Genomic DNA, 22,767 nt, shown 5'->3' with positions numbered 1-22,767 from the left:
CGGGTTCAGAGCCTCCCGGAGGCCTTCGCCCGGATGTAGGCGTCCGCGGTGCGCGGTGGGACGTCCTCGGGCAGCCCCCGCACCACCTCGGCCCCCGCCCGGCGGGCGACGTCCGCGACGCCGTCGGCGTCGAGCAGCGTCCGTTCCGCGGCGGCGCGTCGGTACACCTGGTCGGCGTCGCGCCGCGACCACCCGGCTCGGTCCCTTCCGGCACGCCGACGCGCGAGGCCCGGCTCCGCGCCGTCCGTCGTCCCACCGGTCGCGGCCATCCGCACCACGGCTGGGTCCTCGACCGACGTGACGACCACGGCGTGCCGGCGGCCGAGCACGGGCAGCACCGCGAGCAGGTCGCCGGACGCGCCCACCGAGTCGAGGCTCGTCGCGAGCACCACGAGCGCCCGCTGCGTGGTCACCGCGTCGACGATCGCCGGGACCGCAGCCCAGTCGGTGGCGCGGAGGGCGGGCTCGGCGGTGGCCAGGGTCTCCCCGAACCGCTGCACGACGTCAGCCCGGGTGGCGCCGTGCACGCGGCCCCGGACGGTGTCGTCGAGCACGACGAGGTCGACCCGGTCCCCGGCGGCGGCGGCGAGCGCCCCGACCAGCAGCGCCGTCTCGATCGCGGTGTCCAGGCGGGGCTCGTCGTCGACCCGTCCGGCTCCGGCACGACCGGCGTCGACGACGACCAGGACCCGGCGGTCACGCTCCGGCCGCCAGGTCCGCACGACGAGGTCCTGCCGCCGGGCCGTGGCACGCCAGTCGACCGACCGGACGTCGTCCCCGCGGACGTAGTCGCGGAGGGAGTCGAACTCGGTGCCGTGCCCGCGCAGCTGCAGGGTCGTCTCGCCGTCGAGTTCCCGCAGGCGGGCCAGGCGCGACGGCAGGTGTCGCCGCGACCGGAACGGCGGGGTGACCACCAGGGCGTCCGGCGCCGCGACGACCCGTTGCCGCGCGGCGAGTCCGAGTGGGCCGGCTGCCCGGAGCGCGATCCCGGCGGTGGTGCGTCGGCCGCGACGGAAGGGGGCGAACCGCATCCGGGCGGTGCGGCGCTCGCCTCCGGGCACGGTCATCGGGATCCGACGCGGTCCGTGGCCGGCCGAGGGCTCCCACATGTCCCGGGCCACCGCCCGCAGCACCCGCCGACCGTCGTTGGCGAGCACCAGCGTCCCCTCGGCCGTGGTGTCGCGGCGGGCGAGGTGGGGCATCCGCCGTTCCACCCGCACCAGCCGCAGGTCGGCCGCCAACACGAGGTCGACGGCGGAGGCCAGCACCACGAGGCCGATCCACGCGAGACCGCCCCACCCGCTGCCGAGCAACACGGTGGGGACGATCGCGACGGCGAGGAGCGCGACGAACCGACCGGTGACGGCCACTAGATCGGCACCCGGACCTGCTCGAGCACCTGCTGCAGCACGCCGTCCGCCCCGACGCCCTCGAGTTCGGCGTCGGGCGCGATGCGGAGCCGGTGCCGCCAGACGGGCAGGAGCATCGCCTGCACGTGGTCGGGCGTGATGGCGTCGTAGCCGGTCAGCCAGGCCCAGGCCTTCGCAGCGGCGAGGAGCGCGGTCGACCCGCGCGGGCTCACCCCGACGCGGACCGACGGTGCCTGCCGGGTGGCACGGGCCAGGTCGACCACGTACGCGAGCACGTCGTCCCGGGCACCGACGCCCCGCACGGCACGCTGCGCGGCACGGACCTCCTCGACACCGACGACGGGCACGATCCCGGCGGAACGGACGTCCCGCGCCACGAACCCGTCGGCGTGCCGGCGGAGGACCTGCCACTCGACGTCGCGCGGTGGCAGGTCGAGCGTGAGCTTCATGAGGAAGCGGTCGAGCTGCGCCTCCGGGAGCGTGTACGTCCCCTCGAACTCGATGGGGTTCATCGTCGCCGCGACGAAGAACGGGTCGGGCAGTGGCCGGGCGGCACCGTCGACGCTGACCTGGCGTTCCTCCATGGCCTCGAGCAGCGCGGACTGCGTCTTCGGCGGCGTCCGGTTCACCTCGTCGGCGAGCAGCACGTTCGTGAACACCGGCCCCTCGCGGAACGGGAACGTCCCGGTCGAGGCGTCGTACACGAGCGAGCCCGTGACGTCGCCGGGCATGAGGTCCGGGGTGAACTGGATGCGCTTCGTGTCGAGCGACATCGCCGCGGCCAGGCTCCGCACGAGCAGGGTCTTCGCGACGCCGGGGACGCCCTCGAGCAGGACGTGTCCCTGCGCGAGCAGGCCCACGATCATGCCGGAGACCGCGCCCTCCTGACCGACGACGGCCTTGCCGACCTCGGTGCGGACGCGACCGAGGACCTCGCGCAGGGGATCGCCGCCCGGGCGGGGTCCGGATGTGGTGGGCAGGTCGGTCACGGTCGTCCTCCTGGTGGTGTGGGCGCGGTCGGTGTCGTGGACGGGGGCGCCGGCGGTGCGGCCCGGCCGGCGACGCCGTTCCGGGGACCAGGTCGCGCGGACCCGCCTGTGCGGGGAGTGGGGATCGCGTCGGCGGCGGTCCTCGGCGGAGCCGTCCGGGAGGCTCGGCGCACGTCCCCGGAGACGGCCAGGCCGACCGCGTCCTCCAGGTCGTCGAGGGCGGCCGCGCCGGCGACGAGCGCACGGTCGTCGCCGGTGGGCCCGCCGACGAGCACCGCTCCGACCTGCCCGACCGGGCGGCCGGTCACGGCGGCGGACCGGCGCACCACCTCGTCGACGTGTGCGGAGCGGGGCAGGCCGAGCTGCCGCCCGATCCGGCGGACCGCGGCGATCCGGAGCGTGTCGAGCGTGTGCGTGCGGTCGCGGACCCGCGCGGCGAGGCGCGCGCGTCCCTCGGTGGTCTCGGCGGCACGGACCACGACCGGCAGGCGCTCGACCACGAGGGGGCCGAGTCGTCGGCCGCGCCAGACCGCCGCAGCGACCGCCACGACGCCGAGCACGCCGATCGCGCTCGGCACCCACGGCGGAGCGAGGTCGCCGAGCGAGGGAGCGGCATCGGCGCTCCCGGCCGCCGGCACGTACCAGACCAGGTCCTCCTGACTACCGAGCAGACCGAGCGCCAGGGCCGCGTTGCCCGCACGGGTCACGGTGTCGTTCCGGAAGGCCGCCGTCGTGCCGACGACGGTGACGTGCCCGGCCGGGGTCGCGGCGCGGAGAAGGCCCCACCGACGGTCCGCCCCGGTGCCGGACGGGACGCAGCGGACCACCTCGGGGTCGTCGGTCGCGTAGGTGGCCCCGGCGGTGCTGACGGACCCGGCGTCGCGGGCGGCGTCGATCGCGCACGACGCGGTCGACGCCGTGGTGTCCGTCGAGGACCCGCCGGCCGGGCGCGCGTCGAGGTCGAACGCCTCCAGGACGCCGGGGTCGGTCGTGACGAGGACCACGTCGGCCGCGGTCCGGGCGATGCGGCGGGCGACGGACGGGGCGAGCACCCCGGCCGAGTCGTCCACGAGGACGGTGCCCTCACCGCTGCCGATCCGGTCGGCGTCGGAGACGACCGTGACGTCGGTGCCCTGCTCGACGAGGACCCGCACCAGTGCCCGCGAGCCGCTGCCCGTCGTCGACGACGGATCGAGCGGGACGTCGGACGGCTGCTGGCCGGGACCGACGATGGCGGTCAGGACCGCCAGGAGCAGCCCGACGACGACCACCGCGGCCCATGCACCGATGCGCAGGGCACGGTCACGCGGGGCCGGCCCGGACAGGGCGGCAGCCGCTCCGGCCGGTGCCGCCGGACGCGTCGCGGTGGTGCTCATGCGCGGACCCCCGGGTCGGCGTCCGTCCGGTCGGCGTCGGTCCGGGCGGCAGACCGTGCCGGGGGAGTGGGGCCCGCCGGACCGGGGGCGCTGCCGGTGCCCGTGCCGGTGCCGGTGCCCGTGCCCGTGCGGTGTCCGCCCGGGCCGTCGGGTCCGCCCGTCGGCACCGGCCGGGCGTCGCGCACCGCCGCGGAGGCGTCGAGCACACGGCGGGCGGTGTCCTCGTCGGCGTCGACCCCGAGGTACCGGACGGCGTCGAAGGCGTCCGACGCGTCCCGCAGCACGGTGCCGAGGGCGGGGAACGGCACCGTGGCGCGGTCCGCGATGGCACGGGCGGTGGCGCCGGGGACCACCGTGACCAGGTCCCGTTCGCCGAGCCCCCGGGCCAGCGCGCGGTACCCCTCGAGCACCGCGGTCGACCAGTCCCCGGCGCGGAACGCAGCGCTGGCCGCAGCGGCGACGGCACTCGCCGAGCGGAGGTCGTCGTCGTCGAACACCCCGCCCGGGTCCTCGCCGCGCAGCCGTGCTCGTCGGCGCGGCAGCCCACGGGTCACCACGACGAGCACCACGACGGCGACGAGCACGACGACCGCGATCACGAGCAGCGTCCGCCCGAACGTGGTGGTGCCGTCACCGTCGGGCAGCAGGGACCCGAGCCAGTCGAGGAAGGCCCGGGAGGCACGGTCCCACCAGGTCTCCTGCGCCCCGCGGTACTCGGCGCGGCCGAGCTCCTGCTCGAGCAGGCGGCGGGCCTCGTCCGGGTCGACCGCGGTCACGGGCGACCGCTCGGCGGGTCCTGCTGCTCGGGCCATCGCTGCTGCTCGGGCCAGCCCTGCTGCTCTGGCCAGCCCTGCTGCTGCTGGGGCCAGCCCTGCTGTTCGGGCCAGCCCTGTTGCTGCCAGCCCTGTTGCTGCCAGCCCTGCTGCTCGGGCCAGGCCTGCCGGGGCGACCACGACTGCCGGTCCCCGGGAGTCGACGGCGCGAAGGGGTCGGCCGGCTGCCCGGTCTCCAGGTGCGCGGCGATGCGCTGGTCGAGCGCCTCGGTCCGGATGCGCCGGTCGATCGTCAGGAAGGTGGTGATCGACGCGGTCAGCACGTCCGTGACGCACTGCACCGCGATCACGAGCAGGCTGCCGATGGCGAGCGTGACGACGGCGCCGACCGAGGGCGGGCCTCCGGCGGTCGAGGAGCCGGTCTGGCCGAGCGGGTCGAACACCCCGGAGAACAGCGTGAGCCCGACGGTCAGCGGGACGCTGGCGATGCTCGCCGCGACGGCCAGCACCACCTGCACGAGCAGCAGGATCCCGAAGGTCCGCCAGAACGCGCCACGGGTGAGACGCCACGACTGCCCGGCGGCCGAGAAGACCCCGCGGCCCTCGAGCGCGATGGTCGGGACGGTGAAGGCGAAGCGCGTGGTGAAGAAGGCGACGAGCACGGCGAACCCGAGGACCATCACGACGATCGTCAGAACGAACCACCCGACGGCACCGTCACCGGCGGACAGGGCGGCCACGAACGCGAGCACGACCAGGACGAAGACCGTCCCGAGCACGACCCCACCGGCGAGCTGCAGCAGGATCCACCCGAGGACCGATCGCCGACGTCCGGCGAGCAGTGCCCACAGCCCCCGGAACGTCCCGCGCCGTCCGAGGACGCGCTGCCCGGTGTCGACCGCGATCGGGGCGACGAGGAACCCGCGCGCCAGGTACGCCAGGAACGGGAGGCCGATCGACAGCACGGCGTACAACGTCACGGTGCCCGCGATGATCGTGTCGGCGTCACCCGTGCCGTCCACCGCCGCGAGCATGCGGGACTGCAGGGTGCGCTGCCCGAAGGCCGACGTGAGTGTGGACACGAGGCCCAGCACGCCGGAGAGCAACACGGCCCAGAGCAGCAGCACACGGGCGTTGCGGCGGAAGACCGTGAAGGCACCGGCGAGCACGTCGCCGAGGCCGAGCGGACGGAGCGGGATGACCGGGCGGACGGGCTGCGGGCCCGGCCCGGCGACGGACGGGAGCGGTGGCGGCTGGTGGCCCGGACCTCCCGGCCCACCGACGGACGCTGGCCACGCGGGGGAGTGCACCGCGCCTCCCGGGCCGCCCTGACCGCCCGGGCCGCCCTGACCGCCCTGGCCGCCCTGACCGCCCTGGGCAGGCCACCCTGGTGCGCCGGCCGCGCGCTCGGGGCCGCCCGTGTGCTCCGGGGGCGTCCCCGCCCCCGGAACGTGCCATCCGCCGTCGACCATGCGCCGCCCCCCCGTCGTCCGGTCGCCGTCGGACGACGCGACCGTGTCCATCCTGTCGGAAAACCTGCATCGACGAGGGCTCGGCTATCGTGAGCGGAGCGTGCCCGTCCCGGGGCACCCCGCCCTGCCCCTCGGAGTCCGGATCCCATGACACCGCGCATCCTCGTCGTCGACGACGACCATGCCCTCGCCGAGATGATCGGCATCGTCCTCCGCTCGGAGGGCTACGAGGCCGACTTCAGCGCCGACGGCAACGACGCCGTGGACGCGTTCCACAGCACGAAACCCGACCTCGTGCTGCTCGACGTGATGCTGCCGGGCATCGACGGCATCGAAGTCTGCCGACGGATCCGCGCGGAGAGCGGGACGCCGATCATCATGCTCACCGCGAAGGGCGACACCGCCGACGTCGTCGCGGGGCTCGAGAACGGTGCCGACGACTACGTCGTCAAGCCGTTCAACCCGAAGGAGCTCGTCGCGCGCATCCGGACCCGGCTCCGCCCGGCGGCGTCGGACGCGACCGTGCTGCACGTCGGCGACCTCGTCGTGGACGTCCCCGGGCACGAGGTCCGCCGTGGCGACCGGCCCATCGCGCTCACGCCGCTCGAGTTCGACCTGCTCCGCGCCCTCGCCGAGAAGCCCAGCCAGGTGTTCACCCGCGAGATGCTCCTCGAGCAGGTCTGGGGCTACCACTACAAGGCGGACACCCGGCTCGTGAACGTGCACGTGCAGCGCCTCCGCGCGAAGATCGAACACGACCCCGACAACCCGCGCATCGTGACCACCGTCCGCGGCGTCGGGTACCGGGCCGGCGCGCAGAGCTGACGGTCGTGCCGTCGACGTCGGTCCCGGTGCCGTTCCGCCGGGCACGCCGGCGGGCACGCTCCTGGCTGCGCCGGGCCTGGCGGGGGGTCGCGTACCTGTGGCGGCGCTCGCTGATGGTCCGGTCCGTCGCCATCACGGTCGCGACCACCGGCCTGGCGGTCGCGGTCATCGGCACCGCGGTCATGGTCAGCATCTCGAACAACGTGTACGCGCAGCGCCGCGACCAGATCGAGGCCGAGTCGGCGCGTGCCACCATCGTCGCGCAGGGGATCTTCGACGCCGCCACCGCGGCCGAGGACAACAACCAGACCGAACTCGAGTCGCTGCAGAGCGAGGCGCAGAACGCGATCCTCTCGAACACGACGAGCCCCGGCGGCACGAGCATCGCGATCGAACGGACCCCCGGCGGACCGACCCCGCAGATCCTGCAGAACGTCGCGAGCACCGGCTTCCCGGACGCCGTCATCACCGACGAACTCCGGGAGCGCGTCGCCGCGGACACCGGCGAGCTCAGTCTGCAACCGGTGCGACTCGACGGGCCGGACGGCCGGGGACCCGGGCTCGCCGTCGGGTCCACGCTGCAGATCCCGAGCGCCGGGCAGTACGAGCTGTACCTGGTGTACGACCTGTCCGACGCGCAGCAGACCCTGGACTTCGTGTCGCAGACGCTCTCCATCGGCGGTGTCGCGCTCATCGTGCTCATCGCCCTCGTCACGTCCCTCGTGGTGCGGCTCGTGGTCCTGCCGATCCGGGGCGCTGCCGAGACGAGCCGCAAGATCGCCGCGGGACGGCTCGACGAACGCATCCCGGTCCGGGGTGAGGACGACATCGCCACCCTCGCCCGGAGCTTCAACGACATGGCGGACGCGGTGAGCCGACAGATCACCCAGCTCGCGGAGCTCTCCCGCGTGCAGCAGCGCTTCGTGTCCGACGTCTCGCACGAGCTGCGCACCCCGCTCACCACCATCCGCCTCGCGGGCGACCTGTTGTACGACGCCCGGCACGCCTTCGAGCCCTCTGCCGCACGGTCCGCCGAGCTGCTGCACGCGCAGGTGGACCGGTTCGAACTGCTCCTCGCCGACCTCCTCGAGATCTCGCGGTACGACGCCCAGGCCGTGGAGCTCGAGACCGAGCCCGTCGTCCCGGCGTCGCTCACGGCCGACATCGTCGACGAGTTCCGTCCGCTCGCCGAACGGGTCGGCATCGAGCTCCGCCTCGCCACCCCCGGCGGACACACCACGATGCAGCTCGACGGGCGCCGGATCCGCCGGGTGCTCCGCAACCTGGTCGGCAACGCGATCGAGCACGGCGACGGCCGCCCGGTGGACGTCGTCGTCGACAGCGACTCCCGCTCCGTCGCGATCGCCGTGCGGGACCGCGGCGTCGGGATGCCGCCCGAGGACACCGCACGGGTGTTCGACCGGTTCTGGCGCGCCGACCCCAGCCGCAAGCGCACCATCGGCGGCACCGGACTCGGCCTCGCGATCAGCCTCGGCGACGCGCAGCTGCACGGCGGCCGCATCGACGTCTGGTCCCGACCTGGCGAGGGGTCGGCGTTCGTGCTCGTCCTGCCACGCCGCACCGACGAGGCGCCGGCGACGTCGGCCATCCCGCTGCCCGCACTCGACGAGTCGTACGACGGACCCACCACCCCGGAGGACCGATCATGACCAGGACTGTCCGCCAGGGAGCGCGCCGCTTCCGGAACGTGCTCGCCACCGTGCTCGCCGCGGTGACGCTGCTCGGCGTCACGGCCTGCGCCGCCGTCCCGGAGACCGGTCCGGTGCGCGCCGGTCGGTCCATCACGGACGAGTCGCAGTCGGGCGGGGTCGACTACCGGCCCTCGGGTCCCGAGGCCGGGTCCGACCAGACCGAGCTGCTCACCCAGTTCATCGACGCCGCGACCGGTGCCCAGAACGACTACGCCGTCGCCCGGAAGTTCCTCAGCGCCGGGTTCTCGCAGAAGTGGAACCCGCGCCAAGGGGTCACGATCCGGCAGGGTGACGGGCAGGTCGAGCGGGTCGGGGAACGTGCGCTCACGTACACCCTGACGGCGAGCGCCTCGGTCGACGCCGACGGGGAGTACACGCAGGCGGTCCGCCCGACCTCGTCGACGCTGACGTTCCAGTTCACGCGCGAGGACGGCGAGTGGCGGATCGCCTACGCCCCGGACGGCATCATCCTGTCCCCGATCAACTTCGTCTCGGTGTTCCAGCCGCATGCGCTCTACTTCTACGACCCGACGTACCGGTACCTCGTCCCCGACGAACGGTGGTTCCTCGCCCGTTCCTCGACGAGCACCCGCATCGTCAGCGCCCTGCTCGCCGGCCCCGCCGAGTGGCTCGAGGGCTCCGTCGTCTCGTCCTTCCCCGAGGGGACCCAGCTCTCCCTCAACGCGGTGACGATCGAGAGCGGCAGCGCACAGGTGGACCTGTCGAGCGAGGCGTTGCGCGCGAGCACGGTCGACAAGGTCCGGATGCGCGAGCAGCTCACCGACTCGCTGTCGTCCATCGCGACCGTGTCCTCGGTCGACCTGACCGTCGAGAGCGTGCCCGTGCCGTTGCCCGACTCGAGCGGCACGAGTGCCCAGCGGAACCCCGACGTCGACGCCCGGCCCCTCGTCGTGCAGGACGACTCCGCGGGGTTCGCGACCCCGAGCACGGGCGACGTGACCGGTCTCGGCGGCGGGATGAGCGGCCGGATCGCCGCGCTCGACCCGCAGTCGCTCGCGCTGTCCGCGAACGGGACGCTCGCCGCCGTCGGCAACCGCGACGGGGTGTTCGTCGTGCGGAGCGGCAAGGAGCCGCTCCGCGTCGACACCCGGAACGGGCTCGCACCGCCGTCGATCGACGACCAGGGGTTCGTCTGGGTGGCGGAGCGGTCCGACGTCCGGTCGATCACGGCCTACGGCTCCGGCGGCGACCCGCACCAGGTCACGTCGACCCTGCCCGAGGGGGACCTCGTGTCGTTCCAGGTCTCCCGGGACTCCACCCGCGCGCTCGCGCTCCTCGACACCGACGACGGCGCGGCCCTGTACGTCCTGGCGATCACCCGCGGCTCGGACCGCGCCCCGACGTCGCTCGGACCGCCGGTGCGCGTCCAGGCCGCAGCGGGCGAGCCCGTGGGCGCGACCTGGGTGGACGAACTCGACGTCGCGTCGGTCGGTCGGACGAGCACGGGGTCGAGCGTCGTCCGGACGACGGTCGGCGGGCAGTCGGAGACGCTCGCCAAGCCGGACGGCACGGCGACGACCATCGCCGGCGGGAGCGGCGGCGCGCTGCTGCTCCGCACCGCCGACGGGGCGGTGCTGCAGTCCACCGGCGGCGGCTGGGAGACCACCGGGGTGGACGCCGCGGTCCTCGGCATCCAGCGCTGAGGCACCTCCCCGCCACCGACGGGTCGACCGGGAGGCCCGTCCACCATCCGCCGGTCGGCCCACCCGGACGCTGCCCCGACGGGCGAGCATCGGGTCATGTCGCCCACGCAGCCGTCACCCGTCGTGCCACCCGATCCGACGCCAGCGCCAGCGCCAGTGCCAGGGAGGGCGCCAGCGCCCGCGTCGGCGGCAGGGTCGGTGCCTGCCGCCGGGTCGCCCCCTCCCCGTCGGGAACCGGGCCTCCCCGCGCAGGGCCCCGGCCGCACCACGGTCGCCTCCCGCCCGTGGTCCGACGCCGGCGCCGCGGCGCTCGCCGTGTTCCTGCCCGTCGACTGCGTCGGGTGCGGCGCTCGCGACCGCGCGCTCTGCCCGACCTGCCGGGCGGACCTCATGGCGCTGCCCGGGCGCACCCGACTCGTCGCGGGGGTCCGCCTCGACGCGGCGTACGAGTACGAGGGGCTCGTCCGGACGCTCGTCCTCGCCTGGAAACTGCGCGGCCGGGTCGACGTGGTCGGACCCCTGGTCGACCGGACCGCCGGCCTGGTGCGGGCGGCGCTCGCCGCGGCACCGGGCGCGGTCGTCCTCCGGGTGCCGCCGTCGACCCGCGGGCACCGGCGTCGGGGGTTCGACCCCGTCGTGTCGGTGCTCCGTCGCGCCGGTGTGCGCCGCGCGTCCGCCCTCCGCCGGGTCGCCGTCCCGAGCGGTGCGGCCGGAGCCGCCGGAGCGGCAGGACCAGCCGGAGTGGCCGGAGCGGCAGGACCAGCCGGAGCAGTCGCACGGCCCGACGGGGACGCTGCCCCGGGACGCGTCCCTGCGCACCGAGCGCCGGAGCGTCCCGCTGCGGCGCGGGCAGCGGGCTCCTCCCGTGGCGGCACGGGCGCGCACCCTGCCGGTGCCGGGCAGAAGGAGCGAACCGCCGTCGAGCGCGTCGCCGCGACGGTGGGCTCCCTCCGCGCACCCGGGTCGGTCGCGGGGCGGGACGTCGTGGTGGTGGACGACGTCGTGACGACCGGGGTGACGATGGCCGAGGCCGTGCGTGCCGTGCGGGCCGCGGGTGGTCGTGTGGTCAGGTGCGTCGCGGTGGCGAGCGTCGAGGCCTGAACGCCGAGTGTCTCCTGGGCATCCGGTGGGTGTCCTCGCCCGAGGGCTCGACGCGGACACCCGCACGGGCGGCAGGGTCTAGCCTCGCGGCAAGGCGTTGGTGTTCGCCGGACGGAGGCGAACCGCCGAAAGTGGATGGGAGCCGCCATGGACGTGACGATCACGGGCCGGAACGTCGGAGTGACCGACCGATTCCGGACCTACGTGGAGCAGAAGTCCCAGAAGATCGACGTGCTCGCCGACCGGGCCCTCGCGTTCGAGGTGCGGCTGAGCCGGCACCACGAGAAGAGCAGCGGAGCGCAGGGCGAGGACCGCGTCGAGCTGACCATCATCGGGCCCGGACCGCTCGTCCGGGCCGAGTCCGCGGCGTCGGACAAGTACGCTGCCTTCGACCTGGCCTTCGCGCGCATCGCCGAGCGTCTCCGTCGTGCTCGTGACCGCAAGAAGGTGCACCGCGGGCGTCACCGTCCGACGTCCGTCGCCGAGGCAGCCGGCGTCGGCTTCGAGGGGATGGGTGTCGAGCCCGCCGACGGCAAGCTCATCGAGGAGGTCGCCACGGGCGCCGTGACCGTGGTCGACGGCGACCAGGGCGCGGACCACGAGGACGAGGACCAGGCGTACTCGCCCGTCGTCATCCGCCAGAAGGTGTTCGAGGCCGCGCCGATGACGGTCGACGACGCGCTGTACCACATGGAGCTCGTGGGACACGACTTCTACCTCTTCGTCGACTCCGAGACCCACCGCCCGAGCGTGGTCTACCGCCGGAAGGGCTGGGACTACGGCGTCATCGGCATCGACGAGAACCCGGGCGCCGATGCCCGGGGGAGCGAGCACGTGCTCGTCGAGGAGACGACCGCCGCGAACGCGTAGTCGGCTCCCGCACCACCGGCGAGTGCGCACGGTCCACCCGGGCCGTGCGCACTCGTGTCGTCCGCGGCGCGCTCGTCCTGCTCCCAGCGCCGGGCTGCGGGGGGTTGCTAGCATGACTGGCTGATCGGGCGCGCGGACCGCGCACGACGACTTCGTAAGGAGCTCACGTGGCAAACGTGCTGGAGAAGGTCCTCCGCATCGGTGAAGGGCGGACCCTCCGTCGGCTGAAGGCGTACGCCTCGGCGATCAACGACCTCGAGGACGACTTCGCGAGCCTGTCGGACGAGGAACTCCTCGAGGAGACGACCGAACTCCGCGAGCGGTACGCCAACGGCGAGACCCTCGACGACCTCCTGCCCGAGGCGTTCGCCGCGGTGCGCGAGGCCTCGAAGCGGACCCTGGGCATGCGGCACTTCGACGTGCAGCTGATGGGTGGCGCGGCACTCCACCTCGGCAACATCGCCGAGATGAAGACCGGTGAGGGCAAGACCCTGGTCGCGACGACCGCCGCCTACCTCAACGCGATCCCGTCCCGCGGCGTGCACGTCATCACGGTCAACGACTTCCTCGCGTCGTACCAGTCGGAGCTCATGGGCCGCGTCTTCCGCGCCCTCGGCATGACCACGGGCTGCATCGTCGCGGGCCAGTCACCGGCCGAACGCCGTGAGCAGTACGCCGCCGACATCACGTACGGCACGAACAACGAGTTCGGCTTCGACTACCTGCGCGACAACATGGCGTGGTCCGCGTCGGAGATGGTGCAACGCGGCCACTTCTTCGCGATCGTGGACGAGGTCGACTCGATCCTCATCGACGAGGCCCGGACGCCGCTCATCATCTCCGGCCCGTCCTCGGGCGAGGCGAACCGCTGGTTCACCGAGTTCGCGTCGATCGCCACCCGACTGACCCCGGGGGAGGACTACGAGGTCGACGAGAAGAAGCGCACGGTCGGCGTGCTCGAGCCCGGCATCGAGAAGGTCGAGGACTACCTCGGCATCGACAACCTGTACGAGTCGGCGAACACCCCGCTCATCTCGTTCCTCAACAACTCGATCAAGGCCGTCGCCCTGTTCAAGCGCGACAAGGACTACGTCGTGATGAACGGCGAGGTGCTCATCGTCGACGAGCACACCGGCCGCATCCTGATGGGCCGCCGCTACAACGAGGGCATCCACCAGGCGATCGAGGCGAAGGAAGGTGTCGAGGTCAAGGCCGAGAACCAGACCCTCGCCACGATCACGCTGCAGAACTACTTCCGCCTGTACCAGAAGCTCTCGGGCATGACCGGTACCGCCGAGACCGAGGCGGCGGAGTTCATGTCGACGTACAAGCTCGGCGTGGTCCCGATCCCGACGAACCGTCCGATGCAGCGCATCGACCAGACCGACCTGGTCTACAAGAACGAGCAGGCCAAGTTCGAGCAGGTCGCGAACGACATCGAGGAGCGCCACCAGAAGGGGCAGCCGGTCCTGGTCGGCACCACGAGCGTCGAGAAGTCCGAGTACCTGTCGAAGCTCCTCGCCAAGAAGGGCGTGAAGCACGAGGTCCTCAACGCGAAGAACCACGCGCGTGAAGCCGCGATCGTCGCCCAGGCCGGTCGGGCCGGTGCCGTCACGGTCGCGACGAACATGGCCGGTCGTGGTACCGACATCATGCTCGGTGGCAACGCCGAGTTCCTCGCCGTGCAGGAGATGCACGCGAAGGGCCTGTCCCCGACGGAGACCCCGGAGGAGTACGAAGCCGAGTGGGACAAGGTCTTCTCGGCGATGAAGGCCACGGTCGACGAGGAGAGCGAGAAGGTCCGGGAAGCCGGCGGTCTGTACGTCCTCGGCACCGAGCGCCACGAGTCCCGCCGCATCGACAACCAGCTCCGCGGACGGTCCGGCCGTCAGGGCGACCCCGGCGAGAGCCGGTTCTACCTGTCGCTCACCGACGACCTCATGCGGCTGTTCAACTCCGGAGCGGCCGAGAGCCTCATGGGCCGTGGCAACGTGCCGGACGACCTGGCGATCGAGAACAAGCTCGTCGGGCGCGCGATCCGCTCCGCACAGGCGCAGGTCGAGGGCCGCAACGCGGAGATCCGCAAGAACGTCCTGAAGTACGACGACGTCCTGAACCGTCAGCGCGAGGCCATCTACAGCGACCGCCGCCACATCCTCGAGGGCGACGACCTGCACGAGCGCGCACAGTCGTTCCTGAAGAGCGTCGTCGACGACGTCATCGACACCCACACCGGCGAGGGCTCCCCGGACGACTGGGACCTCGACGCCATGTGGACCGAGCTCGGCACGCTGTTCCCGATCTCGATCACCATCGACGAGGTCATCACCGAGGCCGGGTCGAAGGGCAAGGCCACGCGGGACTTCCTCGCGCGGGAGATCCTGTCCGACGCCCAGCTGGCGTACCAGAAGCGCGAGGAGACCCTCGGCGAAGAGGCCATGCGTGAGCTCGAGCGTCGCGTCGTCCTCTCGGTGATCGACCGCCGCTGGCGCGACCACCTGTACGAGATGGACTACCTCAAGGACGGCATCGGCCTCCGCGCGATGGCCCAGCGCGACCCGCTCGTCGAGTACCAGCGCGAGGGCTACGCGCTGTTCCAGACGATGATGGGCCAGATCCGCGAGGAGTCCGTGGGCTTCCTCTTCAACCTCGAGGTGCAGGTCCAGTCGGACGGCGACAACGCCGTCATCGAGGCGAAGGGGCTCGGGGAGGAGAGCGAGGCCGCCGGGCTGGAGTACTCCGCCCCGTCCATCGACGGCGAGGTCGAGGTCCGCGACGAAGCAGGGCGTCTCGAGCAGGCAGCGACCGCGCGCGCCCAGCGTGCGCAGGCCGAGCAGGAGGCTGCGGGCCCCGAGCGGGGCTCGGCCTTCGGCTCCGCGGCGACCGCGACGGGGCAGGCCGACGCGAACAACCGCGCCGAGCGCCGGGCGGCCGCCAAGAAGGGCTGACGCTCGCACGACGACGGACGGGAGGCCCGGTACCAGCTGGTACCGGGCCTCCCGTCCGTCGTCCTGGCGGCGGACCGATCGTGCCTGCGGTCCGGAGGGTCCGGCTCCGCCGGGTCAGAGGACGCCGATCGCGGTCGCCCGCCAGCGGCCGCTCCGGACCTCGAGCCGGATGGCGACCGCGCGGGCGCGACTGCGCGTGTGGACGACGACGGCCGCCTCGGCGACCCCGTCACGCGGTCCGTCGAGCACGACGCCGCCGACCCGGATGACCGCGCGCTGCCGCGCGTGGCGGGACACCGACCGGGCACGGGCCGCGACCGCCGCACGGTGCTGCAGGTGCCGGTGGACCTCGTCGGTGATCCACCGGGAGATGGTGTCGACCTCGCGGGCGCCGGTGAGGATCTCGGCGACGCACAGGGCGAGGGACCGCGCCGTCTCGCCCGCGTCGGGCAGGTCGGACCCGGCTCCGCCGTCGGTACCGCCGGCGGTCGCGGTGGCCGTCGCGGTGGCCGTCGCGGTGGCCGCCGCGGTCCGGTCGGTCCGGTCGGCACCGGCACGGCGGAGCACGATGTCGCGACGTCCCGTCCCGCGGCCGCCGGTGTCGTCCTGGTCCTGGTCCTGGTCCTGGTCCTGGTCCTGGTCGTGGTCGTGCGCGTGCCCGGCCTCGACCTCTCCGTGCCGCCCGACCGGCTCCTCGTCGATCCGCCGTGCGGTGTCCGTCACCCCGGCCCCCTTTCTCCAGGGCCGAGCGTATGGGCCGTACAACATCACATTTCGCGCAGTGGCGGTGGCTGTGGAGAGTGCGCCGACTCCACATACCCGCGGACCTAGACTTGGCGGGTGTCGACCCTCAGTGACCTCGTCCTCGCACAAGGCCGTTCCTCCGAAGCCGACGTGGAGTGGCTGCACCTGCTCGTCGGTGACTGGCAGCTGCTCGCCGACCTCTCCTTCGCCGACATGGTCCTCTGGGTGCCGACGGCCGACGGGTCGTCCTTCGTGGCCGTCGCCCACGCCCGGCCGTCCTCGGCCGCGACGCTGTTCTACCGTGACATCGTCGGCCAGGAGATCCGGGAGGAATGGCGTGACCAGGTCACCCAGAGCTTCACCGGCAGCCGCGTGGTCGACTCAGCCGAGCCGGACTGGTACGAGGACACCCCGACCCGCGTCCGCGCCATCCCGGTGCTCCGTCGCCTGAACGCGAAGAGCGCCGAGACCACCGAGCGGCCCATCGCCGTCGTCACCCGACACTCGAACCAGGACGAGTCCCGCACGCCGAGCCGTCAGGAGCTCAACTTCACGGCGAGCGCGAACGACCTGTTCGGCATGATCGCGACCGGCGACTTCCCGGACCTCGGCGCACCCGCGGGTCCCCGCCGCGGCGCGCCGCGAGCGAGTGACGGCCTGCTCCGTCTCGACACCGACGGCGTCGTCACGTTCGCCAGCCCGAACGGTCTGAGCGCGTTCAACCGGATGGGCTTCGACGGCGAACTCGAACGCAAGTCCCTGGCCGAGGTCACGACGGAGCTGCTCGGTGCCCAGCTCGACGTCGACGAGTCCCTGCCCCTCGTGGTCACCGGTCGTGCGCCGTGGCGTGCGGACATCGAGGCGAAGGGTGTCACCGTCACCCTGCGCTCGATCCCGCTCCGCGACCAGGGCGCGCGGATCGGCGCCGTCGTGCTCTGCCGCGACGTGACCGAGATGCGGCACCAGGAGCGCGAGCTCATCACGAAGGACGCGACGATCCGCGAGATCCACCACCGCGTCAAGAACAACCTGCAGACGGTCGCCTCCCTGCTGCGCATCCAGGCGCGCCGCACGCACTCGGACGAGGCGCGGACGTCCCTGCAGAACGCGATGCGGCGCGTGGCCGCCATCGCCGTCGTGCACGACACCCTGTCGACGGGGCTCAGCCAGACCGTCGACTTCGACGAGGTGTTCGACTCGGTGCTCAAGCTCGTGACCGAGGTCGCCGCCTCGCACAACACGACCGTGCACCCGAAGAAGACCGGGGAGTTCGGCGTGCTGCCCTCGGAGGCCGCGACGCCGCTCGCGCTGGGTCTCACCGAACTCGTCACCAACGCCGTGGAGCACGGGCTCGACGGGCGCGACGGCGAGGTCGAGATCGTGGCGAACCGGCACGACGACCACATCGAGATCCAGGTCCGCGACAACGGCGTCGGTCTGCCGGAGGGCAAGGTGGGCTCCGGACTCGGGACGCAGATCGTCCGCACCCTCATCCAGGGCGAACTCGGCGGCACGATCGACTGGCACACCCTCACGGGCAGCGGCACCGAGGTGACCATCTCGATCCCGTTCCGGTGGCTGACGGCCGCGCCGGCGCCGTCCGCCTGACCGCGCCGCCTCCGGTGACCCCCTGGAGGCCCGTGACCGGTCCGACGGGCCCGGTGCGGGCCTCCAGGCGGTCGGGCGGTCGCAGTACGGCCGCGTCCCGGACGCGCGAGAGCCCGCCATCCCGAGGGGTGGCGGGCTCTCGCGTCAGCTGCGCGCGATCAGGAGGCGCGGCGGGCACGAGCGGCGCGGCGCTTGAGCGCGCGACGCTCGTCCTCGCTGAGGCCGCCCCAGACGCCCGAGTCCTGGTTGTTCTCGAGGGCGTACTGCAGGCACATCTCGGTCACGGTGCATCGAGCGCAGACCGACTTGGCCTTCTCGATCTGGTCGACGGCCGGGCCGGTGTTCCCGACGGGGAAGAAGAGCTCGGGGTCTGCGGTGAGGCAGGCAGCCTGGTCACGCCAGTCCATGTGTGGTGCTCCTTGCGGTAGATGCTCGAACGGCAGGCCGCGGCCGTGACTCGGGGGATCGGGACTCTGCACATGCTCATGTGACGTACGGGAGGCTTCCTGTGGGGGAGGAGCCCGCGCGGGGAGAGTTCGACGCCCGCAGAACGCTCGGGGGAGGAGCGTCGAACCACGGGAGACGTACACCACATCGTGCCGTCCAAACGACCTCGGACATCGTTCCATACTGGTATGGCCAAATCAAGGGTTTCACTGCTGGAGGATCGCTGTGCCTGACACCACCCCGGACGACGGGCTCGTCCCCCGGAGGCGGCCCGCTGCGCTCCTCGTGCTCATCGCCGTCGTCGGACTCGAGTTCCTCGCGGTGGCGGCCGTGACGGTCTTCCTGCTGGTCGAACTGCTCACCACGCCCGCTGCGAGCATCGCGTCCGCGGTCGCCCTGCTCGTGCTCGCGGTGCTCGCCACCGTCTGGCTCGGCGCGATGGTCGCCGGACTCCGCCGGGGCCGCGCCTGGGTCCGCAGCGGCGTCGTCGTCTGGCAGGTCCTGCAGGGCGCCCTGGCGGTCGGGGCGTTCCAGGGCGAGTCGCGGGTGGCGTCCGTCGGGTGGGCGCTGCTCCTCCCGGCGCTGCTCGGCATCACGCTCGTGCTGAGTCGGTCGGTGACCGCGGTCCTCGCACGACGGGACTGAACGGCGGCAGGACCGGGCAGCGCCGGGGGCGAGGGGTCGTCAGACCAGACCGAGCTTCTTCCGCAGGCTCGCGACGTGGCCGGTCGCCTTGACGTTGTAGAGCGGCAGCTGCACGCGGCCCTGCTCGTCGACGACGATCGTCGACCGGATGGTGCCGGTGACGATCTTGCCGTAGTTGTTCTTCTCGCCCCACGCCCCGTACGCGCGGTGCACGGCGAGGTCGGGGTCGCTGAGCAGCGGGAAGCTCAGGGCCTGCTCGGCGTGGAACCGCTGCAGGGCGGGCAGCTCGTCCTTGGAGACACCGAGGACCGCGTAGCCGGCAGCCTGGAGCGACGACATGTTGTCCCGGAAGTCACAGGCCTCGGTGGTGCAGCCCGGGGTGGACGCCGCGGGGTAGAAGTACACGATCACCTTCCGCCCGCGGAGGTCTGCGAGCGCGTGCTCGGTGCCGTCCTGGTCGGGGAGGGTGAAGGCGGGGGCGGTGTCGCCGGCGGCGAGACGGTCGCTCAAGTGGGGCTCCTGTTCGTCCGGTGCCGCGAGTGGTCAACGGCACGCAGAAGTCATGCTATTGTTGATTCCCGTCGCGGGGCGCACGCCGAAGCGGCAGGACAACTCCACACACGCACCTCTAGCTCAATTGGCAGAGCAACTGACTCTTAATCAGTGGGTTCTCGGTTCAAGTCCGAGGGGGTGCACCAACCGAAGACCCCGACCGCTCCGGTCGGGGTCTTCGTCGTGGTGCCGGCGTCCGCTGCGGGACCGGCGAGCGGCCGCGACACGCCCGACCCGGCCCCGGACGCCGTTCCCTGGTGCGGTGGGTGCGCAGTCGTCACCCGCCCGGCAGGTCCACGACCCGTTCATCGCCGAGGACCGCGTCGAGTCCGCCGGATGACACCGCCGCCAACTCCGCCCGCAGCGCCGCGATCCCGTCCGCCGGGACCCACACCTCGAACGTCGCCTCCGCGCCGTAGACCGTTGCTCCCGAGGTGGCGTCGTGCCGCTGCACCCACGAGCGCAGGGCGTTGTCCACCCGGCCGGCGTCCGCGTGCGGGACCGCCACGGTCACCTGCGTCCGCGCCGCGCGGCGGACGACCTCGGCCCGGTCGAGCGTCTCGGAGACCGAGGTCGAGTAGGCACGGACCAACCCGCCGGCCCCGAGCTTCACGCCGCCGAACCACCGGCTGACGACCACGACGACGTCGGTGAGCTCGCGGCGCCGGAGGACCTCCAGCATCGGGACCCCCGCGGTGCCCGAGGGCTCACCGTCGTCGGAGGACCGGGCCTGGTCGCCGAGGACGCCGGTGACCATCGCGGTGCAGTGGTGGCGGGCGTCCCACGACCGCCGACGGACGTCCGCGATGACGGTCTCGGCCGCCGCCGGGTCCGCGGCGGGGTGCGCGAGGGTGACGAACCGGGAGCGGGAGACGACGAACTCGTGCTCGACCGGGCCGGCGATGGTCGAGGGGTACCGGCGGGACACCCGTCCGAGGGTAGTGGCGCAGTAGGGTGGTCGGGCACGGGATCGAAGGGGGCGACGATGACGGGATCGGTGCCGAAGGGCGGCGTGCTCGACGCGGGGGAGCTCGCGCGACGACTCAACCTGCTGCTCGACTTCGAGGAGTCGCAGCGTGGTGTGCCCGTGCCCTTCGCGGAGATCGAGCAGTACGTGGCCGACCACGGCGGGTCGCTCTCGCGGGCGAAGTGGACCTACATGGTCTCCGGCGACGGTCGGCGGAACAGCGACACCCGGCTGCTGTGCGTGCTGGCGGGGTTCTTCGAGGTCGACGAGCGCTTCCTGCTCGAGGACAGCGAACTGCCCGAGCGCATCGGCGCGCAGCTCGCCCTGGTGCGCTCGATCCGGTCCGCACGGGTGAGCGGCTTCGCGGCGCGGACCTTCCCCGGGGAACTCTCCCCGGAGGCCCTCCGCCGGATCGCAGAGGTCATCGAGCAGGAGTCCCGCAGCGGCGGTGCGGTGTGACCCCGCCCACGCTGGTCGACCGGTTCTGGCAGCTGGGCGCGGACGCGGGCTGGACGGGGATCGACGAGGCCGTCGTGGCGGCCGAGCACCTCGTCGGCAAGCCGATCACCGTCCGTGAGGAGTCGTTCCTGGCCGACGAGCCGGTGTGCGGCTTCGTCGCGACGCTCGAGCACCAGCACCTCGTCATGATCTCCCCGACGCCGTCCCTGACCTTCCGCGCGTTCGTCATCGGGCACGAGCTCGGCCACGTCCTGCACGGTCACCACGAGGCTGCCCCGCAGGCCGCCGCGATCCGGAGCCTCGTCCCGGACCTGCCCGAGTACAAGGTCGAACGGGCCCTCGCCCGCGGTCTCTTCGAGAACGAGTACGAACGCGAGGCCGAGCTCTTCGCCGACCGGCTCGCGCAGCTCATCCGCGGCCACCGGGAACGTCCCAGCGCGTTCCGCGGGGTCTTCGGGTGATCCTGTCCGTCGTCCAGGCGGTCCTGCTCGTCGTCGGGGCGGCCGTCCTCGCCGTCGTGCAGCGCGGGCAGGACCGCACGCTGGCGCTCACCTTCCTGCTGTTCTCGGGCACGATCGTGGCCGGCGTCGACCCCCTGTACCGCCTCGTCGACCCGGTGCTCGGCGGACGGAACGTCCTGACCCTGGTCTGCGACGTCCTGATGGCGGCCGGGACGAGCACGCTGCTCTGGGGCGTCGCGAAGGCGGTCGGTGCGGCACGGCCGTGGATGCGCATCACGGTCGTCGCCGCGTGCTCCGTCGTGGTGGTCGTCGTCGTCACGGCGTTCGTGCTGCTCGACCCGGTGCCGACGACCACGACGTTCATGCTCGCCGTCGGTGCCCAGCCCCTCGCGGCCGTCTACTCCATCGTGCAGACGACGTACCTGGGCGTCACCCTCGGCGCCACCGGTCTCATCTGCGTGCTCCGGGTGCGGGAGGCCCGGACCGGGACGGACCGTGTCGGGCTGTGGGTCCTCGTCGCCGGTGGGGTGTTCGGCGTCGTCCGGATGGTGGTCGTCGCGGTGATGGACCTGGCCCACGTCGCCGGCCGCATCGACGTCACGCGCGCGCTCACCCTGCCCTACGACGTCACCACACCGGGCGCGGTGCTGCTCGTCGCGTCGGGCATGCTGCTGCTCGTCCTCGGGCACCGGTTGTGGCAGGGGCGGCGGACCCGGGCGCTGCAGGAGGCCCTCCGGCGCCTCGAACCGGTGCACGCCCGACTCGGTACGGACAACGAGTACCCCGACTCCGACGACCCCGCGACCCGCCTCAGCCGACTCATCGTCGAGGTGAACGACGGGGCCCGGCGACACCGCGCATCCCTCAGCGCGGCGGACCAGCACGCCCTGGCCGAGGCGGAGGCGGTCCTCGCCCGTACGTGATCCGAGACCGACCGGCCCGTCGTGTACGCTCTGTAGCACGTGCTACACCCGGTGTGGCCGCGGGTCTCGGCCGGTCGTGGGGGGCGGCCGAGGCCCGGGCGTAGGATCGTCGGGTGCTCGTCTTCGCTGCAGTCGTCCTGATCGTCGGCGCCGTGTTCAACGTGGTCGCCTGGCCGCGCTTCTTCCAGCGCGTCGCGAAGGACCCCCGCGCCCGGGACGCATCGGGCCGTCCGACCACGTTCTGGCGGGTGCACTTCGTGCTGCTGCTCATCGCACTGGCGATCGCGGTGGCGTCCGTGCTCGCGGCGGTCCTGCTCCTGGTCTGACGTCGGCCAGCGCGGTCGTGACGCTCGTCCGCCAGCCGCCAGCCGCCAGCCGCCAGCCGCCAGCCGCCAGCCGCCAGCCGCCAGCCGCCAGTCGCCAGCCGGCACGGCGAGTGCCCGCTGGCTGTCGCCGCGCCACGCGGCCGGCCGGCAGCCGCCGTCGCGCGGCCCGTCCACCGGTCGCCGTCCGACGAGGCGGGGACGGAGGGACGCCGGGAGACTACGACGCGGGTGGCAACGGAGCGCCGAGCGCCGAGCGCAACGCGACGTCCGCCACGGCCTCGTCCGCGGGGGAGAGCAGCACACGCCACACGTCGTCCGGCGTGACGAACTCGACGCAGACCGCGTCGTCGTCGCACTCCTCGATGCGCCAGCCCTGCGCGGCCTCCATCGGCACCGGGAGCAGCGCGTCCCGCTCGTAGTTCGTCTCCGCGGTGACGCGGTCGCGGAACACCCGCATCCGGCACATGGCACCACGCCAGGTGTGCTGCAGGTCGAGCGTCGGGAGAACAGGAGAGTCCGGCACCCGCTGATCGTA

At 73.1% G+C, this 22,767-nt stretch carries 22 protein-coding genes and 1 tRNA gene; 13 read left to right on the top strand and 10 right to left on the bottom strand.

Annotated features, from left to right (window positions below; genetic code table 11):
- Window positions 1-5 precede the first annotated feature (5 nt).
- Genes DEI91_RS05695 through DEI91_RS05675 form a run of 5 tightly spaced genes read right to left on the bottom strand, consistent with a single transcriptional unit; the run spans window position 6 to window position 5,818 of the window.
- Window positions 6-1,370, bottom strand: a complete 1,365-nt coding sequence (locus DEI91_RS05695) for a DUF58 domain-containing protein (protein ID WP_111051372.1) — start codon at window positions 1,368-1,370, stop codon at window positions 6-8.
- Window positions 1,370-2,359: an AAA family ATPase gene (locus tag DEI91_RS05690; protein WP_375537667.1), complete on the bottom strand. Its 990-nt coding sequence runs from the start codon at window positions 2,357-2,359 to the stop codon at window positions 1,370-1,372. The genes DEI91_RS05695 and DEI91_RS05690 overlap by 1 nt, the downstream gene beginning before the upstream one ends.
- Window positions 2,356-3,735 (bottom strand): DUF4350 domain-containing protein, encoded by a 1,380-nt coding sequence (locus DEI91_RS05685; RefSeq protein ID WP_111051371.1) that lies wholly within the window; start codon window positions 3,733-3,735, stop codon window positions 2,356-2,358. The genes DEI91_RS05690 and DEI91_RS05685 overlap by 4 nt, the downstream gene beginning before the upstream one ends.
- Window positions 3,732-4,547: a DUF4129 domain-containing protein gene (locus DEI91_RS05680; protein ID WP_111051370.1), complete on the bottom strand. Its 816-nt coding sequence runs from the start codon at window positions 4,545-4,547 to the stop codon at window positions 3,732-3,734. The genes DEI91_RS05685 and DEI91_RS05680 overlap by 4 nt, the downstream gene beginning before the upstream one ends.
- Window positions 4,508-5,818, bottom strand: a complete 1,311-nt coding sequence (locus DEI91_RS05675) for a glycerophosphoryl diester phosphodiesterase membrane domain-containing protein (protein ID WP_111051369.1) — start codon at window positions 5,816-5,818, stop codon at window positions 4,508-4,510. Before DEI91_RS05675 ends, DEI91_RS05680 begins: the two co-directional genes overlap by 40 nt.
- Window positions 5,819-6,127: 309 nt before the next feature.
- Here DEI91_RS05675 and mtrA point away from each other — a divergent pair, with 309 nt between their 5' ends.
- The 6 genes from mtrA (at window position 6,128) to secA (ending at window position 15,100) form a co-directional block, all read left to right on the top strand.
- Entirely contained in the window at window positions 6,128-6,805 is a 678-nt protein-coding gene (gene mtrA, locus DEI91_RS05670; RefSeq protein WP_111051368.1) for an MtrAB system response regulator MtrA, read from the top strand.
- A gap of 113 nt (window positions 6,806-6,918) precedes the next feature.
- On the top strand, window positions 6,919-8,475 hold the full coding sequence (mtrB, locus tag DEI91_RS05665; protein ID WP_375537666.1) for an MtrAB system histidine kinase MtrB: 1,557 nt from the start codon (window positions 6,919-6,921) through the stop codon (window positions 8,473-8,475).
- Window positions 8,472-10,181, top strand: coding sequence for an LpqB family beta-propeller domain-containing protein (locus DEI91_RS05660; protein ID WP_111051367.1), 1,710 nt, complete (start codon window positions 8,472-8,474; stop codon window positions 10,179-10,181). The genes mtrB and DEI91_RS05660 overlap by 4 nt, the downstream gene beginning before the upstream one ends.
- A 198-nt stretch (window positions 10,182-10,379) precedes the next feature.
- The gene (locus DEI91_RS16625; protein WP_258374306.1) at window positions 10,380-11,282 is read left to right on the top strand and encodes a ComF family protein; all 903 of its coding nucleotides are present in this window, start codon (window positions 10,380-10,382) and stop codon (window positions 11,280-11,282) included.
- 147 nt (window positions 11,283-11,429) lie between these two features.
- Window positions 11,430-12,152, top strand: coding sequence for a ribosome hibernation-promoting factor, HPF/YfiA family (hpf, locus tag DEI91_RS05650; protein ID WP_111051366.1), 723 nt, complete (start codon window positions 11,430-11,432; stop codon window positions 12,150-12,152).
- A gap of 167 nt (window positions 12,153-12,319) precedes the next feature.
- On the top strand, window positions 12,320-15,100 hold the full coding sequence (secA, locus tag DEI91_RS05645) for a preprotein translocase subunit SecA (RefSeq protein ID WP_111051365.1): 2,781 nt from the start codon (window positions 12,320-12,322) through the stop codon (window positions 15,098-15,100).
- Between the two features lie 114 nt (window positions 15,101-15,214).
- On the opposite strand, the gene DEI91_RS05640 is transcribed toward secA, so the two are convergent.
- Complete coding sequence (locus tag DEI91_RS05640; protein ID WP_111051364.1) at window positions 15,215-15,823, bottom strand: Rv3235 family protein; 609 nt, start codon at window positions 15,821-15,823, stop codon at window positions 15,215-15,217.
- Between the two features lie 117 nt (window positions 15,824-15,940).
- Here DEI91_RS05640 and DEI91_RS05635 point away from each other — a divergent pair, with 117 nt between their 5' ends.
- On the top strand, window positions 15,941-17,452 hold the full coding sequence (locus DEI91_RS05635; protein WP_111051363.1) for a sensor histidine kinase: 1,512 nt from the start codon (window positions 15,941-15,943) through the stop codon (window positions 17,450-17,452).
- Between the two features lie 158 nt (window positions 17,453-17,610).
- Here the strand turns inward: DEI91_RS05635 and DEI91_RS05630 are convergent, their stop codons facing one another.
- Entirely contained in the window at window positions 17,611-17,859 is a 249-nt protein-coding gene (locus tag DEI91_RS05630; RefSeq protein ID WP_022904217.1) for a WhiB family transcriptional regulator, read from the bottom strand.
- 265 nt (window positions 17,860-18,124) lie between these two features.
- Here DEI91_RS05630 and DEI91_RS05625 point away from each other — a divergent pair, with 265 nt between their 5' ends.
- Window positions 18,125-18,544 (top strand): hypothetical protein, encoded by a 420-nt coding sequence (locus DEI91_RS05625; protein ID WP_146244220.1) that lies wholly within the window; start codon window positions 18,125-18,127, stop codon window positions 18,542-18,544.
- 39 nt (window positions 18,545-18,583) lie between these two features.
- On the opposite strand, the gene bcp is transcribed toward DEI91_RS05625, so the two are convergent.
- Entirely contained in the window at window positions 18,584-19,054 is a 471-nt protein-coding gene (gene bcp / locus DEI91_RS05620) for a thioredoxin-dependent thiol peroxidase (protein ID WP_111051361.1), read from the bottom strand.
- A gap of 112 nt (window positions 19,055-19,166) precedes the next feature.
- Here bcp and DEI91_RS05615 point away from each other — a divergent pair.
- Window positions 19,167-19,242: transfer RNA gene (locus DEI91_RS05615), tRNA-Lys, on the top strand.
- Window positions 19,243-19,373: 131 nt separating this feature from the next.
- Here DEI91_RS05615 and DEI91_RS05610 read toward each other — a convergent pair.
- Window positions 19,374-20,024 carry a YigZ family protein gene (locus DEI91_RS05610; protein WP_111051360.1) on the bottom strand — a complete coding sequence of 217 codons (651 nt, stop codon included), beginning with the start codon at window positions 20,022-20,024 and terminating at the stop codon, window positions 19,374-19,376.
- Between the two features lie 57 nt (window positions 20,025-20,081).
- On the opposite strand from DEI91_RS05610, the gene DEI91_RS16215 reads away from it, so the two are divergent.
- From DEI91_RS16215 to DEI91_RS05595, 4 genes are all read left to right on the top strand, one after another.
- Window positions 20,082-20,522 carry a hypothetical protein gene (locus tag DEI91_RS16215; protein WP_181439499.1) on the top strand — a complete coding sequence of 147 codons (441 nt, stop codon included), beginning with the start codon at window positions 20,082-20,084 and terminating at the stop codon, window positions 20,520-20,522.
- Entirely contained in the window at window positions 20,519-20,983 is a 465-nt protein-coding gene (locus DEI91_RS16210) for an ImmA/IrrE family metallo-endopeptidase (protein ID WP_181439498.1), read from the top strand. The genes DEI91_RS16215 and DEI91_RS16210 overlap by 4 nt, the downstream gene beginning before the upstream one ends.
- Window positions 20,980-21,906, top strand: a complete 927-nt coding sequence (locus tag DEI91_RS05600) for a hypothetical protein (RefSeq protein ID WP_111051358.1) — start codon at window positions 20,980-20,982, stop codon at window positions 21,904-21,906. The genes DEI91_RS16210 and DEI91_RS05600 overlap by 4 nt, the downstream gene beginning before the upstream one ends.
- Before the next feature lie 113 nt (window positions 21,907-22,019).
- Window positions 22,020-22,232 (top strand): SCO4848 family membrane protein, encoded by a 213-nt coding sequence (locus tag DEI91_RS05595; protein WP_111051357.1) that lies wholly within the window; start codon window positions 22,020-22,022, stop codon window positions 22,230-22,232.
- Between the two features lie 217 nt (window positions 22,233-22,449).
- Here DEI91_RS05595 and DEI91_RS05585 read toward each other — a convergent pair whose 3' ends face one another.
- Window positions 22,450-22,755, bottom strand: a complete 306-nt coding sequence (locus DEI91_RS05585; protein WP_146244219.1) for a hypothetical protein — start codon at window positions 22,753-22,755, stop codon at window positions 22,450-22,452.
- Window positions 22,756-22,767 lie beyond the last annotated feature (12 nt).

This window comes from Curtobacterium sp. MCBD17_032, assembly GCF_003234855.1.
Classification (GTDB): Bacteria; Actinomycetota; Actinomycetes; order Actinomycetales; family Microbacteriaceae; genus Curtobacterium.
This window is presented reverse-complemented; position numbering and strand designations above follow the sequence as displayed.

Bases quoted from the DNA above. Each gene is read 5' to 3' on its own strand.
- mtrA (WP_111051368.1), top strand. From the start codon at position 6,128: ATGACACCGCGCATCCTCGTCGTCGACGACGACCATGCCCTCGCCGAG.
- DEI91_RS05685 (WP_111051371.1), bottom strand. From the start codon at position 3,735: ATGAGCACCACCGCGACGCGTCCGGCGGCACCGGCCGGAGCGGCTGCC.
- DEI91_RS05660 (WP_111051367.1), top strand. From the start codon at position 8,472: ATGACCAGGACTGTCCGCCAGGGAGCGCGCCGCTTCCGGAACGTGCTC.
- hpf (WP_111051366.1), top strand. From the start codon at position 11,430: ATGGACGTGACGATCACGGGCCGGAACGTCGGAGTGACCGACCGATTC.
- mtrB (WP_375537666.1), top strand. From the start codon at position 6,919: ATGGTCCGGTCCGTCGCCATCACGGTCGCGACCACCGGCCTGGCGGTC.
- DEI91_RS05630 (WP_022904217.1), bottom strand. From the start codon at position 17,859: ATGGACTGGCGTGACCAGGCTGCCTGCCTCACCGCAGACCCCGAGCTC.
- DEI91_RS16215 (WP_181439499.1), top strand. From the start codon at position 20,082: ATGACGGGATCGGTGCCGAAGGGCGGCGTGCTCGACGCGGGGGAGCTC.
- DEI91_RS05680 (WP_111051370.1), bottom strand. From the start codon at position 4,547: ATGGCCCGAGCAGCAGGACCCGCCGAGCGGTCGCCCGTGACCGCGGTC.